Here is a 13,694-nt window from a genome sequence, read left to right as displayed (position 1 = left end):
GACGCCCCGCCGATGCTAGGATTTCGGGTACGCGGCGGGTCGCCCCGCCGCCTTCGAAGATGTTCCGGCCGCCCACGCGGTCCGCCGGGTAACAGCGGAAACGCAAGAAGATTGGACATTCCTGAGATGACGGCGCCTGTGCCCGCAACGGGGGAGATGGCGGCGGCTGGTACTGCCCCGGCGGGCGGTGCCGAGGTGGACAATCCCCGCTCTCCACTGCTTGCCGGCTTCCTCGGGTCGATGTTCATGATGTTCGGTTCCGCCGGCGTGGGCTGGCTCGCGCCGGTCTCCGAACTCCGCCGCATGCCGCTGTTCATCTGGATGCGCACCGAAGCGCCGGGCGTGGCCCTGTCCATCGTGCTAGTCGCGGCAGGGGGCATGCTGCTGGTGCGCGCCTGGCTGCGGCTCGGCCAAAAAGTCCGGGTGTGGGGCGGCCAGGCCCGTCGCGCCACGTTGGCGGCGGTGGTGGCGTGGGGGCTCCCCATGATGTTCAGCGTCCCGTTGTTCAGCCGCGACGTCTATGCCTACATCGGCCAGGGGCGGCTGATGGTGGAAGGGTTCAACCCGTACGAAAACGGCATTTCCGCCCTGTCCAACTACTTCCAGCTGGGAGCCGACAAGCAGTGGACCGAAGCTCCGGTTCCCTACGGCCAGCTGTTCCTCTGGATCGAGCAGTTCGTTGTGTGGGTGACCAACGTCCAGCCGGAAGCCTGCATCATGCTGTTCCGGCTGGTTGCCTTGGCCGGCGTGGTGCTCTGCGTGATCTACGTGCCCCGGCTCGCAGAGCTGCACGGCATCAACCCGCACAGGGCCTTGTGGCTCACCGCGGCCAACCCGCTCTTCCTGACCAACTTCATTGCCAGCGTGCACAATGACTCACTCATGATCGGGCTGGCCCTTGCCGGGCTCTACTACTCCGCGACCCGCCGGGAGGTCCGGGGCGTCGCGCTGGTCACGCTGTCCATCGCCGTCAAGCCCATCACCATCGTGTTCCTTCCGTTCATCGGCCTCCTCTGGGCGGGCAGGAACGCGGGGTGGCTGCGAAAGATCGCATTCTGGGCGCTCACGGCCGGCCTGAGCCTGGCGTTGCTGGCCCTGATGAGCCTGGTCAACGGCTTCGGCTTCGGCTGGATCAACGGACTCTCCGCCCCCGGCAGTATCTCCATCTGGTATGCCCCGGTGGGCCTGCTCGGCATGGTGGTGGGGTCCCTTGCCAACGCGTTCGGCCTCGACGGCTCAGTCCCGGCGGGCTGGGTGTTCGACGCCGGCAAGCTGCTTGCCGTGGCCATCCTTGCCTGGCAGATCCTCAAGGGCGACCATGACCGGCTGATGCGCCGTCTCACGCTCGGCCTGGCCGCCGTGGTCCTGCTGGCCCCCATCATCCAGTCCTGGTATGTAGTGTGGCTGATTCCGTTGTTCGCCGTGACGGGCATTCGTAATGACTGGCAGGTCAAGGCCCTGTACTTCGTGGTGTCGTTCTTCATGATCTACGCAATCTCGGACCAGCTGGACGTCTTTCCCTACCTGCAGACCCAGGACCTGGGCTTCGCCCTCCTGCTGGCCCGGATTGCGGCTGCCCTGACCGCCTTGCTCTTTGGGCTTTACCTGATCTTTTGGGATCCCGGCACCCGCCGGCTGTTCCGGAAGTCGCACGAGCCCGTCGTCGAACGTCCCGTCATTTAGCGGGGACGCTGCGGCCGGCCGGCGCTGATCCTCCGCAGGGCCTCCCTGCGGGACAACGGACTCATCTCCTGCCCGTGCAGGGCGACGAATTCCTGCACCCACTCCGGCGCCGTTTTGGCGTACTCGCGCAGCGCCCAGCCGATCGCTTTGCGGATAAAGAATTCCCGGTCCGCCAGGTTCGGTTCAATGACATCGGCAAGCAGCACCGTATCGGTGGCTTCCTTGGCCCGCAGCTGCGATGTGATGGAAGCGCGCCGAATCCAAAAGTCCGGATCACGGCTCCACGTCCTCAGCACCGCGGACATCTCGGCCGGGTGAGCCAGCAGCAGGTTGCAGATCCTGCCGGACACGCCGTCTGCGAAATCCCACCATGCTCCGGTGCGGATGATTTCCTCGTACACCGGCAGCGTGTCCAGGTCTTTGGCAACCAGCCGGTTGCCGGTCAGGTCGATGGCTGCATAGCGTTCTTCCCGGAACGCTGCCGTGCGCCACAGTTGCAGCGCTGTGGCGCGCAGCCCGGCGGCTGATGCCGGAGGAAACTCTGCCGTAGCGTGCGCCGCGATCCGCCGGACATCCGGGACCCGGACACCCAGCGACGGAACGGAAGACTTCATGTACGCCTGCGCGCCGGCGGCACGATCGGGGTCGGACAGCTCCCACAGTGCGCTCCTGACGGCGGCGATAAGGTGCTGGTCGGGTGCCGCTTCCATGGGGCAACTCTAGCCAGCCGGATTCCGTTGCGATGACGTATGCTGTTTTAGCGCTAACAAAGATCATCGCGGAGGAAGCCATGCCCGGAACCGAAGTCCGCATTACCCACGGACCCTACACCGCCGTCGTGACCACCCGCGGTGGCGCCCTCCGGGAGCTGCGCTGCGGGGACCGGAACCTGGTGGTGGGCTTTGGGCCGGAGGGCGGGGTCCCGGACTACCGGGGCGTCATCTGTGCACCGTGGCCCAACCGGCTCGCTGACGGTGCCTATTCGTACGCCGGCCAGTCCTATTCGGCCGCCATCAATGAGCCGGAGCGCGGATCGGCCCTGCACGGGCTGGCCATCCATCAGGCCTGGGACATTGTGGAGGCATCGACGGACCGGGTGGTGTTGGGCTGCCGCGTTCCGGCCGGGCCGGGCTACCCGGGCAGCCTGGAACTCACGGTCGCCTATTCCCTCTCCGATGTCGGCCTCCGCGGTACGGTCACCGCCGTCAACACCGGTACCCGGGCCGCGCCGTATGGAGTGTGCCCCCATCCCTACCTTGTCGCCGGCCCTGCTCCACTGGATGACTGGTCCCTGGAACTTCCGGCAGCTGCCTACCTCGAGGTCACCCCGGACCGGCTGCTCCCGGTGGCCATCCGGCAGGTGGAGCAGGATGCTTTCGACTTCCGCCTCCCGCACAGGTTGGGACCGGTCAGGATCGACCACGCTTTCACCGGTATCTCCCGCGACGCTGCCGGACTGGCGCGCGTGCGCGTCATGGATCCATCGGGCACGGGCGTGGAGCTTGAATGGGGGCCGGAGTGGCCTTGGGTCCAGGTGCACACGGGAGACAAGCCTGTCGGTCCGGACCGGCTGGGCCTCGCGGTTGAGCCCATGACCTGCCCGCCGGACGCGTTCAATTCCGGAACGGACCTGATCCACCTGGAGCCGGGAGAGTCCCACTCGGCGGGCTGGACCATCCGCGCGGTGGACCGGCGGGGCTAAAGGCGGCCGGCTGCTGCGGTGAGGGTTGCTGCGGCCGTGGGCTCCGCCCAGCCGGCACGAACCAGCCAGGACGCGCACAAGGACGTCCACTGTCCGGGGCCGGGGTCACCGGCTGCCAGTCCGAGTCCGTGCCGCCCTTCCGGGAAGACGTGCAGTTCGGCAGGAACGCCGGCGGCGATCAGCGCCTTGGCGTAGTTCAGGCTGTTGGCCACCGGGACAGCGTCGTCGTCCGCGGTGTGCCAGAGGAAAGCCGGCGGGGTCCGGGCTGTCACGTTCCGGTCCGCGGAGAGGTCCGCAAGAAGGTTCGACGGCGGCAGCCCGCCCAGGAGGTTGTCCACCGACCCCTGGTGCGTGTCCTGGATCAGCGACACCACAGGGTAGCAAAGGACCGAGAGGTCCGGGACGGCGGCATCGACGTCGAGGTCCCGGTTGCCGGTGGCTGCTGCGGTGGACAGCGTGGCCGCCAGATGGCCGCCGGCCGAGAATCCCAGGACGCCCACACGCTCGTGGTCAACGGCCAGGCCGTGCGGTCCGCTCCGGATGGAGAGCATGGCCTCCTTGGCGTCTTCAAGGGGCGCCGGGTGGCGGTCCGGCGCCACCCGGTAACGCAGGACGAAAGCGTGGATACCCAGCGCTGCGAGCCATTCCGCAACCGGCTCCGCCTCGTGGTCCGCCTGGCGCGCGTAACCGCCGCCGGGCAGGACAAGGATGGCCGGGCGGGGGCCCGCGGCTTCAGTGCAGGCCGGAACCGCGGTGATCCTTCGCGGCATCATACGGCGGCGGCCTCGGTGCTGCGCCGCAGCGTGACCTCGCCGGTAACGGCTTCGTCGGGCGCTGCTTCCTGGTCCTGGCCGGCCGGGCGGGGGCGGGTGGCCCTGGTTGCCAGCCGTCCAATATCTTCGAGCGGCAGGCGCACGGTGGACAGGGCCGGCCGGAAGTCCCGCAGCGTTTCGATGTCGTCGAAACCTGCGATTGACGCGTCGCGGGGAATCCTCAGCCCCTCGGACCGCAGTGCTGCTGCGGCGCCGATCGCCATCACGTCGTTGACCGCGAAAATGCAAAGCTTCGGCGCGGCAGGGTTGCCGGCGGAGGCTGCCTTGATCCGTGCGGCCAGTTGCAGGCCGGCCTCGTAGCCGCCCGAACGGTTGAAAGCGCTCCTGAGCACCTCTGCCGGGCGGTGTCCGGCGCGTGCCAGGCCTTCCTGGAAACCCCGGACCCGGTCATCGGAGGTGTACAGGCCGTCGGGCCCGCCGATGATGACGAAGTCGCCATCCCAGCCGGCGGCAAGCTCGGTGGCCAGCCGGCCCGCAAGCTCCTGGTTGGGGACTTCGACGACGTGGTAGCCCTCCAGTGCGGTGGCGCCCACCACGGGATGCCCCACCACTGCCACCCTGCCGCCGTTGCGGCAATAGCGGTCCAGTTCGGCGGCCAGCTGTGCGTTGCCCTCCTGGTCCTCGGCGCGGCAGGAGCGCGAACCGGCGATCACGATGGAGTCGGCACGGCGGGCGGCGAAGGCGGCCACGGCCTCCTTTTCTTCAGCGGGGCCGCCCCCCGTCGTGGCAAGGAGCACCATTTTCCGCTGTTCCCGAGCGGCATCCTGCACGCCGCGGGCAATGGCGGCGAAATACGGGTCGGCGATGTCGTGGACAATCAGGCCGATCAGGCCCGAGCTGGATTTGGCAAGGCCCTGGGCTTGCGCATTGGGGATGTACCCCAGTGAGTCCGCCGCCTGGCGGACGCGCTCGGCAATGTCCTTGCCTGGGGTCCGGGCGGAGCCGTTCAGCACGCGGGACGCCGTGGCAGGCGAGACGCCGGCGAGGCGGGCAACCTCGGTAAGGGTACTAGCAGCCACAGCATCTCCTGGTGGTCGGGGCGGCCTGAACGGCTAAGGACATTATGACAGTTCAAACTACTTCCGGAAAGCGCTTGCCAAGCGGAACGGCGCGGTGCATCATGGGAACAGAGGGAATGCGCTTTCCCGATTCTTCTTGAGTACACCTTGCTCACTCACCGTGGAGGACACATGGGCTTCGAAACTAAAACGATCCGTATTGCCATGAACGGCATCACCGGCCGCATGGGCTACCGCCAGCACCTGCTGCGGTCCATCCTGCCCATCCGCGACGCCGGCGGCTTCACGCTGGAAGACGGCACCCGGGTCCAGGTGGAGCCCATCCTGGTGGGCCGCAACGAAGCCAAAATCCGCGAGCTGGCGGAGCAGCACAAGGTGTCCGAGTGGACCACGGACCTGGACGCCGTGATCAACGACCCCACCGTGGACGTCGTCTTCGACGCGTCCATGACCAGCCTGCGCGCCGCCACGCTGAAAAAGGCCATGCTGGCAGGCAAGCACATCTTCACGGAAAAGCCGACGGCAGAAACCCTGGAGGAGGCCATTGAACTGGCCCGCATCGGCAAGGAGGCCGGCGTGACGGCCGGCGTTGTGCACGACAAGCTGTACCTTCCCGGCCTGGTCAAGCTCCGCCGTCTGGTGGACGAAGGCTTCTTCGGCCGGATCCTGTCCATCCGCGGCGAGTTCGGCTACTGGGTCTTCGAAGGCGACATCCAGGCGGCCCAGCGCCCGTCCTGGAACTACCGCAAGCAAGACGGCGGCGGAATGACCACCGACATGTTCTGCCACTGGAACTACGTGCTCGAAGGCATCATCGGCAAGGTCAAGAGCGTCAATGCCAAAACCGCCACCCACATTCCGGCACGCTGGGACGAAGCCGGCAAGGAGTACAAGGCAACCGCCGACGACGCCTCCTACGGCATCTTCGAGCTCGTTACCCCGGCCGGCGACGAAGTCGTCGGCCAGATCAACTCCTCCTGGGCTGTCCGGGTATACCGCGACGAACTGGTGGAATTCCAGGTGGACGGCACCCACGGCTCGGCCGTCGCCGGCCTGAACAAGTGCGTCGCCCAGCAGCGTGCCCACACTCCCAAGCCCGTCTGGAACCCCGACCTTCCGGTGACGGAGTCGTTCCGCGACCAGTGGCAGGAAGTACCGGCCAACGCCGACCTGGACAACGGCTTCAAGCTGCAGTGGGAGGAATTCCTCCGCGACGTCGTCGCCGGCCGTGAACACCGCTTTGGCCTGCTCTCCGCCGCCCGGGGCGTCCAGCTCGCCGAGCTGGGCCTGCAGTCCAACGACGAACGCCGCACCATCGACATCCCGGAGATCACGCTCTAATGACTTCCCTCATCCTTCCCTCCGAAGACGGCGGCACCAGGGAGTACCGGCTGCAGGGCGGCGCCACGTGGGCCCGCCCCACGGCACCCCTGACCGCACGCCGGGCGTACGCCGCCGCCCACGTCATCCCCGAAGTCCTCGCCGACAACACCCCGGGTACCCCCGCGCGGCTGGACTGGGACGCCACGCTGGCCTATCGCCACGAGCTGTGGTCCTACGGCCTGGGCGTGGCCGACGCCATGGACACCGCCCAGCGGGGCATGGGCCTGGACTGGTCCGCCACCCAGCAGCTCATCAAGCGGACCGGGGTGGAAGCTGCCTCCGTGGTTTCGTCCGGCAACGCGGCCACCGCCGGCAAGTCCGTCCGCGACCTCGTCTCCTGCGGCGCCGGCACCGACCAGCTGGACATCGACGCCCTGCCCTCCGGCGAGGCCGGCATCAAAGCCGTCCTTGAGGCCTACCGCGAGCAGATCGCCGTCGTCACCGAGGCCGGGCCCAAGGTCATCCTCATGGCCTCCCGCGCCCTGGCAAAAGTGGCACGCGGCCCCGAAGACTACCTGGAGGTGTACTCCACCCTGCTGCAGGAAGTGGACCAGCCGGTCATCCTGCACTGGCTGGGCACCATGTTCGATCCCGCCCTCGCCGGCTACTGGGGATCGGACGACGTTGCCACGGCCACCGAAACGTTCCTCGGCCTCATTATGGACAACTCCGCCAAGGTGGACGGTGTCAAGGTCTCGCTGCTCGATGCCGGCCACGAGGTGGCCCTGCGGGCGGCCCTGCCCGAGGGCGTCCGGCTCTACACCGGCGACGACTTCAACTACCCGGAACTGATCGACGGCGATGGCAGCCACCACTCCGACGCCCTGCTGGGCATCTTCGCGGCAATCTACCCCGCCGCTTCGGTCGCCCTGCAGAACTACGACGCAGGCAACGCCGCCAAAGCCCGCGAAATCCTCGACTCCACGCGGGAACTGGGCAAGCACATCTTCAGCGCCCCTACGTTCTACTACAAGACGGGCATCGCGTTCATGTCCTGGCTCAACGGCAAGCAGCCCGGTTTCCAGATGGTGGGCGGCCTGCATTCGGGCCGCTCGGTCTGCCACCTGGCCAGGACCTTCGAGCTCGCGGACCAGGCCGGACTGCTGAAAGACCCCGCACTGGCGGCCTTCCGGATGTCCGACTACCTGCGCATCAACGGGGTGGGCGTATGAGCGACTTCGCGCGCCTGTCCATCAACAGCGCCACCACCAAGAAGTGGACGCTCGCCCAGGTGGTGGAGGGGTGCGTCAACGCCGGCATTCCCTCGATCGGCCCCTGGCGGGACCGGGTGGAGGAGGCCGGCCTGGACAAGGCGGCCCGCCTGATCAAGGATGCCGGCCTGCGTGTATCCTCGCTGTGCCGCGGCGGGTTCCTCACCGCGGCGGACGCCGACGGCCAGGCGGCTGCGCTCGCGGACAACCGCGCGGCGATCCTTGAGGCTGTGGCCCTGGACACCCGGGAACTCTTCCTGGTGGTCGGCGGCCTGGCCCTGGGGGAGAAGGACGTCGTGGCGGCGCGGCAGCGCGTTGCCGACCGGCTCGCCGACCTGGTCCCGTTCGCTGCGGAGCACGGCGTACGCCTGGTGCTGGAGCCGCTGCACCCGATGTATGCGGCCGACCGTGCCCTGATTTCCACATTGGGGCAGGCGCTGGACCTCGCCGCGCCGTTCGATCCCTCAACGGTGGGCGTCGCCGTCGACACCTTCCATGTCTGGTGGGACCCGAAACTGAAGGCGCAAATCGGGCGCGCCGGCCGGGAAAACCGCCTCGCCTCCTACCAGGTGTGCGACTTCAACATGCCCATCGCCGCGGACCCGCTGCTGTCCCGCGGGTACATGGGCGACGGCGTGGTGGACTTCGCCACGATCGGCACCTGGGTGCGGGACGCCGGCTACACCGGAGACATCGAGGTGGAGATCTTCAACCAGGAGATTTGGGACACGGACGGCAATGCCGTCCTGGCCACGGTCAAGGAGCGGTACGCGGAGCTCGTCCTCCCGTTCGCCTGACCGGATACAGACCGTGGGCTCCTGCCGGCGTTTTCCGCAGGCAGGAGCCCGCGCCCCATATGGAAGGACCCGGACCGCCGCAGGCGGTCCGGGTCCTTCGTGGTTTCGCGGACCGACCTAGGCGTGCGCCAAGGCGACGCTGCGGTAGCGGGCCAGCACGCCGGCGTCGTCCGTTCCCACGGGCAGCTCGACGGCGTCCGCGGACCAGGCGGGGAACTGCCCGGTGAGTGCGGCGGCGGCCTGGCGGGCCGCTCCGTCCGCGACATACTCGCCCGGGAGGGGAACCGTGACACGGGTTCCCAGCAGGCGCGCTGCGACGTCCTGCACTGCGTCGGACTGGGCGCCGCCGCCCACGAGGAGGATCCTCCGCGCGGCCACGCCCTGGTCCTGCAACGCTGCCAGGCCGTCAGCCAGGGAGCAGACCACGCCTTCGACGGCGGCGCGCGCCAGGTTGGCGGGGGTGTAGTTGGCCCGCGTGATGCCATGCAGGGTGCCGGTGGCGTCCGGGAGGTTGGGCGTCCGTTCCCCGTCGAAGTACGGGACCAGGGCCAGGCCTCCGGCGCCCGGTTCGGCAGAGAGTGCCAGCCTGTTGAACTCCGCCAGGTCGACGCCCAGCAGGGCGGCGGTGGCATCGAAAACACGCGTGGCGTTCAACGTGCACACCAGCGGAAGGTAGTGGCCGGCTGCATCGGCGAACCCGGCCACCAGTCCCGATGCATCCGCCGGCGCCGTGTCCGAGACGGCAAATACGGTTCCGGAGGTGCCCAGGGACATGACGACGTCGCCCAGGTCCGCTCCGGCGCCGAGCGCGGCGGCCGCGTTGTCCCCGGCACCGGCTCCGAGCAAGGAGCCGGCGGGGGTGCGGCCCGCCTGTTCCAGTGGCCCGAGAACCTTGGGGACGGCGGGGACGTGTCCCAGCGCGGATGCCAGGACGTCCGGCAGGTACCGGCCCTCCGCCGACGAGTAGTACCCGGTGCCCGAGGCATCAGAGCGGTCCGTTGCCAGTGCGGCCAGGCCCGACGCGCCGCTGCCGGGCCCGTAACCGGCGAGCCGCCAGGTCAGCCAGTCGTGCGGGAGGCATACGGCCGCGACCTTGGCGGCGTTGTCCGGCTCGTTCTCCGCAAGCCAGCGCAGCTTGGTCACTGTCAGTGAGGCCACGGGGACGGTGCCCGTGGCGTTGGCCCAGTACCGAGCGCCGGCAACGGGGTCTCCGCTGCCGGCGCCGTTGATGAGCTCCACCGCTGCCCCGGCGCTGCGGGTGTCGTTCCACAGCAGTGCCGGACGGACCACGTCACCGTCTGCGTCGAGGCAGACCATTCCGTGCTGCTGGCCGCCGACGGAGATGGCGGCCACGTCATCCAGGCCGCCCGCTTCGGCAACGGCTTTTTGCAGCGCCGTCCACCAGTGGTCCGGATGGATCTCGGTGCCGTCGGGGTGGCCGGCGCGGCCTTGGCGGAGCAGTTCTCCGGTGTCCGCGTCGCGGATTACCACTTTGCAGGACTGGGTTGAACTGTCGATCCCTGCGACGAGTGCCATGGCCTAGCGGGCGCCCAGGAGGTGTTCGATGGCAAGCTGGTTGAGGCGGACGAACGCGAAGGAGCGCTCGGCGGCCTTGTCGGCGTCGAAGTCCTCGAAGGAGGCGGCGTCGGCGAGCAGGTCCGCGGTGCTTTCGCCGGCGTTGAGCGTGGGCTCGCCGAGTTCGAAGACGCCGGAGGCCTTGAGCGCCTCCTGGACTTCGGGGTTGGCGCGGAAGGCGAGGGCCCGCTCCTTGAGCAGCAGGTACATGGACATGTTGGCCTTCGCGGATTCCCAAACGCCGTCGTAGCCGTCGGTGCGGGAAGGCTTGTAGTCGAAGTGGCGCGGGCCGTCGTACTTCGGTCCACCCCCCGGGAAGCCGTTTTCGAGCAGGTCCACCGTGAAGAAGGCGCTGGTCAGGTCGCCGTGGCCGAAGACGAGGTCCTGGTCGTACTTGATGCCGCGCTGTCCGTTGAGGTCGATGTGGAAGAGTTTGCCGGCCCAGAGGGCCTGGGCGATGCCGTGGGTGAAGTTCAGCCCGGCCATCTGCTCGTGGCCGGTTTCCGGGTTCAGGCCCACGATGTCGCCGTGTTCCAGTTGGGCGATGAAGGCCAGGCCGTGTCCGACAGTGGGCAGGAAGATATCGCCGCGGGGTTCGTTGGGCTTGGGTTCCAGTGCGATCCGCAGGTTGTAGCCCTTGTCCTTGATGTAGCCCGCTGCGGTGTCCACGCCCTCCTTCATCCGGTCAAGCGCGGCGGCCAGGTCTTTGGATCCGTCGTACTCGCTGCCTTCGCGGCCGCCCCACATGACGAAGGTTTCGGCGCCGAGTTCCGCGGCGAGGTCAATGTTGCGCAGGACCTTGGAGAGGGCGAAGCGGCGGATGGAGCGGTCGTTCGAGGTGAAGCCGCCGTCCTTGAACACCGGGTGGCTGAACAAGTTGGTGGTGACCATTGGAACCTTCAAGCCGGTCTCTGCCAGGGCTGCGCGGAAGTTCTTGTGGATCAGCTCCCGCTCGGAGTCGGTGGCGTCAAAAGGGACCAGGTCGTTGTCGTGGAAGGTGATGCCATAGGCGCCCAGTTCGCTGAGCCGGTGGACTGCTTCCACGGGATCCAGCGCGGCGCGGGTGGCCACGCCGAACGGGTCGGCGCCGGTCCAGCCGACGGTCCAAAGGCCAAAGGTGAACTTGTCAGCGGGGGTGGGGGAGTGAGTCATGATGCGTCCTTGCAATCGAGTGCTCCGCCGGATGCGAAGCTTTAGTTTATTGCCTGAACTATATGGGTGGACGTAGGGTGGGGTCAAGGGTCCGGCGGGCACATGACGGCCGGGCCCACGTGCTGACGGAGGAGCTTTGTGATGGTGATACCGGCACCTGCCGTGGCGGGATCCGGGGGGTCGGCCCCTGGAAGCGTGGGTGACGTCCGGCGAAGCAACCTGGCCTTGGTGCTGGGGCGGATCGCCGAGTTCCCGCGGGGGGCCCATCCCAGCCGTGCCCAGCTGGCAGCCGCTACCGGCCTGACCAAGGCATCCGTGTCCAGCCTGGTGCTGGATCTCCTGGATGCCGGCATCATCCGCGAGATCGGCTTCAACCCGCAGGGGCGCGGGCGGCCGGGTGTCGGGCTGGAACTTAACCCCGGCCGGGCAGTGATGGGGATGGAGATCAATGTGGACTACATCTCCGCTGCAGTGGTTGACTTGGCCGGAAAAGTGCTGGTCCGTGAAGTGCAGGAACGCGACAACCGCAACAGCGTGGACGGTCCCGTCATGGCGGCGCTCGCCGTTTTGGCCGCCCGGGTTCGGGGTGCGGCCGGGGGACACGGCGTCGAGGTCCTGGGCGGCGGGCTCGCCGTGCCCGGGCTGGTGGACCCTGCCGCCGCACGGGTGCTCACGGCACCCAACCTGGGCTGGGCCGGCGTCGACCTTGACCTTGGCGCCCTCCTGCCGGAAGCGCCGTTGGGGGTTGCCCTCTTCAACGAAGCCAACGCTGCGGCCTTGGCCGAGCTGCGGCACCGGCCCGATAGGGCATCCGATTTCCTCTTTGTCTCCGGTGAGGTGGGCGTCGGTGGCGGCCTGGTGATTGGGTCCGAACTCTTCACGGGCCCCGGCGGCCACGCCGGCGAAGTGGGCCACATCGTGGTGGACCCCGACGGCGCGCGATGCTCATGCGGCGGGACGGGCTGCCTGGAAACCGTGGCCGGCCAGGATGCCATCTTCGAGGCGGCGGGGATTGGACCCGTGGAACATTCGCGTTCGGCCGCCATGGCCAAGCTCCTCCAGGCGCTGGACGCACGGCAGCCCGGGGCGTTGGCCGCCGTCGAGCGTGCGGGGCGCTGCCTGGGCATAGCGCTCGCGTCAACAGCCCGGGTGGTCAATATTGCCTCTGTCGTCCTCGGCGGCCACTTCGCCGTCCTCGAACCATGGCTCCGCAGTCCGCTGCTTGAGAGCCTGCAAAAGTACGCTCCAGGCAGGTACGCGGCCGGCCAGGTCTCGGTATCGGCCGTGGGGGAGTCGGGGGCGCTCCTGGGTGCTGCCGGCAGTGTCATCCGGTCGCTCGTCGAAGCGCCGCACAAGCTGCTGGCATAGCAAGGGTTAATGCAAAAAACGCCCCGGTCCGAAGACCGGGGCGTATCCGGGTGCCCCAGGAGGGAATCGAACCCCCGACCGGCGGATTAGAAGGCCGCTGCTCTATCCCCTGAGCTACTGAGGCAATGGGTTCCGGCCTGTACGCCGGCGCCTCGAAAAGTTTACCTTGCCGGAGCTGCCGGCGCTGTCATCCGTCACGCACTGTCCCTCCACAAAGGCGCCTGCACCCTCGTTGTCCACATACACCAACCTCCCCCTCCTTCCGTCCGCCGCCGGGCGCAATGCTGGTCATGCCTGCACAGGGCAGCACCATTGAGACAGGACGAAGAGATGAGCGAAACGATCACCATCCGGGGCTTCGTGGCCACCGAGATCACGAGTTCCACCACGCCGGGGGGAGTGGCCACGGCCTCTTTCCGCGTCGGTTCCACCAGCCGCCGTTTCGACCGGGAAACCAAAACCTGGCATGACGGCCACACCAACTGGTTCACCGTCCAGGGCTACCGCCAGCTCGCGGGAACCCTTGGATGCAGTATCAGGAAAGGACAGCCCGTCATCGTGGTTGGCAAACTGAAGATCCGCACCTGGGAGAAGGACGGGCGCATCTACCACTCCACCGTCATTGACGCCGACACCGTGGGGCACGACCTTTCGCTGGGCTCGGCCAACTTCATCCGGACATCGTCACGGCCGGCGCTCTCGCTCGTGGAACAACCACCAGCCCCCGAGCCCGGCCCCCACCCGGGCTTGGACCAACTCCCGGATGAGCCCGAGGACAGGGACGACGAACACCCGGACGATGAAGGCCATCTGTCAGTGGTCATCGAGGACAGTGATGGTGCCATGGCCTCGCTTGACCTCGAAACGGGGGAACTCGCAGAAGTCTAGGAACCACGCATCAGCCTTCAGCGCGTCCCATCAGGTCCCGGGCGGGCGGAGCGGCGGCACCCCCCCCCCGGCCGTCCACCGCC

The 13,694-nt window shown here is 68.0% G+C and carries 12 protein-coding genes and 1 tRNA gene; 7 read left to right on the top strand and 6 right to left on the bottom strand.

The genetic code is table 11. The annotated features are described in order from the left end of the window. The first annotated feature begins 126 nt into the window (after positions 1-126). A complete protein-coding gene (gene mptB / locus AC4EEV_RS02500; protein WP_491330078.1) occupies positions 127-1,683 on the top strand; it encodes a polyprenol phosphomannose-dependent alpha 1,6 mannosyltransferase MptB in 1,557 nt (518 codons plus the stop codon). Here the strand turns inward: mptB and AC4EEV_RS02495 are convergent. Next, complete coding sequence (locus AC4EEV_RS02495) at positions 1,680-2,393, bottom strand: DNA alkylation repair protein (RefSeq protein WP_491330077.1); 714 nt, start codon at positions 2,391-2,393, stop codon at positions 1,680-1,682. The genes mptB and AC4EEV_RS02495 overlap by 4 nt on opposite strands. A gap of 80 nt (positions 2,394-2,473) precedes the next feature. Here AC4EEV_RS02495 and AC4EEV_RS02490 point away from each other — a divergent pair, with 80 nt between their 5' ends. Continuing rightward, on the top strand, positions 2,474-3,385 hold the full coding sequence (locus AC4EEV_RS02490) for an aldose 1-epimerase family protein (protein WP_491330076.1): 912 nt from the start codon (positions 2,474-2,476) through the stop codon (positions 3,383-3,385). Here AC4EEV_RS02490 and AC4EEV_RS02485 read toward each other — a convergent pair. Beyond that, the gene (locus AC4EEV_RS02485; protein ID WP_491330075.1) at positions 3,382-4,158 is read right to left on the bottom strand and encodes an alpha/beta hydrolase; all 777 of its coding nucleotides are present in this window, start codon (positions 4,156-4,158) and stop codon (positions 3,382-3,384) included. The genes AC4EEV_RS02490 and AC4EEV_RS02485 overlap by 4 nt on opposite strands. Continuing rightward, the gene (locus tag AC4EEV_RS02480) at positions 4,155-5,237 is read right to left on the bottom strand and encodes a LacI family DNA-binding transcriptional regulator (protein WP_109044442.1); all 1,083 of its coding nucleotides are present in this window, start codon (positions 5,235-5,237) and stop codon (positions 4,155-4,157) included. Before AC4EEV_RS02480 ends, AC4EEV_RS02485 begins: the two co-directional genes overlap by 4 nt. 171 nt (positions 5,238-5,408) lie before the next feature. Between AC4EEV_RS02480 and AC4EEV_RS02475 the strand changes: the two genes are divergently transcribed. Genes AC4EEV_RS02475 through AC4EEV_RS02465 form a run of 3 tightly spaced genes read left to right on the top strand, consistent with a single transcriptional unit; the run spans position 5,409 to position 8,628 of the window. Further along, positions 5,409-6,578, top strand: a complete 1,170-nt coding sequence (locus tag AC4EEV_RS02475; protein ID WP_491330074.1) for a Gfo/Idh/MocA family protein — start codon at positions 5,409-5,411, stop codon at positions 6,576-6,578. After that, positions 6,578-7,792, top strand: a complete 1,215-nt coding sequence (locus AC4EEV_RS02470) for a dihydrodipicolinate synthase family protein (RefSeq protein ID WP_491330073.1) — start codon at positions 6,578-6,580, stop codon at positions 7,790-7,792. The genes AC4EEV_RS02475 and AC4EEV_RS02470 overlap by 1 nt, the downstream gene beginning before the upstream one ends. After that, complete coding sequence (locus AC4EEV_RS02465; protein WP_491330072.1) at positions 7,789-8,628, top strand: sugar phosphate isomerase/epimerase family protein; 840 nt, start codon at positions 7,789-7,791, stop codon at positions 8,626-8,628. Before AC4EEV_RS02470 ends, AC4EEV_RS02465 begins: the two co-directional genes overlap by 4 nt. Before the next feature lie 117 nt (positions 8,629-8,745). Here AC4EEV_RS02465 and xylB read toward each other — a convergent pair whose 3' ends face one another. Both xylB and xylA read right to left on the bottom strand, forming a co-directional pair. Beyond that, positions 8,746-10,164, bottom strand: coding sequence for a xylulokinase (gene xylB / locus AC4EEV_RS02460; RefSeq protein WP_491330071.1), 1,419 nt, complete (start codon positions 10,162-10,164; stop codon positions 8,746-8,748). Between the two features lie 3 nt (positions 10,165-10,167). Then, on the bottom strand, positions 10,168-11,355 hold the full coding sequence (gene xylA, locus AC4EEV_RS02455) for a xylose isomerase (protein WP_491330070.1): 1,188 nt from the start codon (positions 11,353-11,355) through the stop codon (positions 10,168-10,170). Positions 11,356-11,496: 141 nt separating this feature from the next. Between xylA and AC4EEV_RS02450 the strand changes: the two genes are divergently transcribed. After that, positions 11,497-12,723 carry an ROK family protein gene (locus AC4EEV_RS02450; protein WP_491330069.1) on the top strand — a complete coding sequence of 409 codons (1,227 nt, stop codon included), beginning with the start codon at positions 11,497-11,499 and terminating at the stop codon, positions 12,721-12,723. Positions 12,724-12,774: 51 nt separating this feature from the next. Here AC4EEV_RS02450 and AC4EEV_RS02445 read toward each other — a convergent pair. Beyond that, positions 12,775-12,847 (bottom strand) — tRNA-Arg (locus AC4EEV_RS02445). 206 nt (positions 12,848-13,053) lie between these two features. Between AC4EEV_RS02445 and AC4EEV_RS02440 the strand changes: the two genes are divergently transcribed. Further along, a complete protein-coding gene (locus tag AC4EEV_RS02440) occupies positions 13,054-13,611 on the top strand; it encodes a single-stranded DNA-binding protein (RefSeq protein ID WP_018761595.1) in 558 nt (185 codons plus the stop codon). Positions 13,612-13,694: the final 83 nt, after the last annotated feature.

This window comes from Pseudarthrobacter sp. MOO14, from assembly GCF_058267675.1.
Note: the sequence above shows the minus strand (reverse complement) of the source record. Positions and strands in the feature narration are given on the sequence as shown.

Excerpts from the sequence above, each read along its gene's own strand:
- AC4EEV_RS02465 (WP_491330072.1), top strand. The coding sequence starts at position 7,789 with ATGAGCGACTTCGCGCGCCTGTCCATCAACAGCGCCACCACCAAGAAG.
- xylB (WP_491330071.1), bottom strand. The coding sequence starts at position 10,164 with ATGGCACTCGTCGCAGGGATCGACAGTTCAACCCAGTCCTGCAAAGTG.
- AC4EEV_RS02495 (WP_491330077.1), bottom strand. The coding sequence starts at position 2,393 with ATGGAAGCGGCACCCGACCAGCACCTTATCGCCGCCGTCAGGAGCGCA.
- mptB (WP_491330078.1), top strand. The coding sequence starts at position 127 with ATGACGGCGCCTGTGCCCGCAACGGGGGAGATGGCGGCGGCTGGTACT.
- AC4EEV_RS02485 (WP_491330075.1), bottom strand. The coding sequence starts at position 4,158 with ATGATGCCGCGAAGGATCACCGCGGTTCCGGCCTGCACTGAAGCCGCG.
- xylA (WP_491330070.1), bottom strand. The coding sequence starts at position 11,355 with ATGACTCACTCCCCCACCCCCGCTGACAAGTTCACCTTTGGCCTTTGG.
- AC4EEV_RS02475 (WP_491330074.1), top strand. The coding sequence starts at position 5,409 with ATGGGCTTCGAAACTAAAACGATCCGTATTGCCATGAACGGCATCACC.
- AC4EEV_RS02470 (WP_491330073.1), top strand. The coding sequence starts at position 6,578 with ATGACTTCCCTCATCCTTCCCTCCGAAGACGGCGGCACCAGGGAGTAC.
- AC4EEV_RS02450 (WP_491330069.1), top strand. The coding sequence starts at position 11,497 with ATGGTGATACCGGCACCTGCCGTGGCGGGATCCGGGGGGTCGGCCCCT.
- AC4EEV_RS02440 (WP_018761595.1), top strand. The coding sequence starts at position 13,054 with ATGAGCGAAACGATCACCATCCGGGGCTTCGTGGCCACCGAGATCACG.
- AC4EEV_RS02490 (WP_491330076.1), top strand. The coding sequence starts at position 2,474 with ATGCCCGGAACCGAAGTCCGCATTACCCACGGACCCTACACCGCCGTC.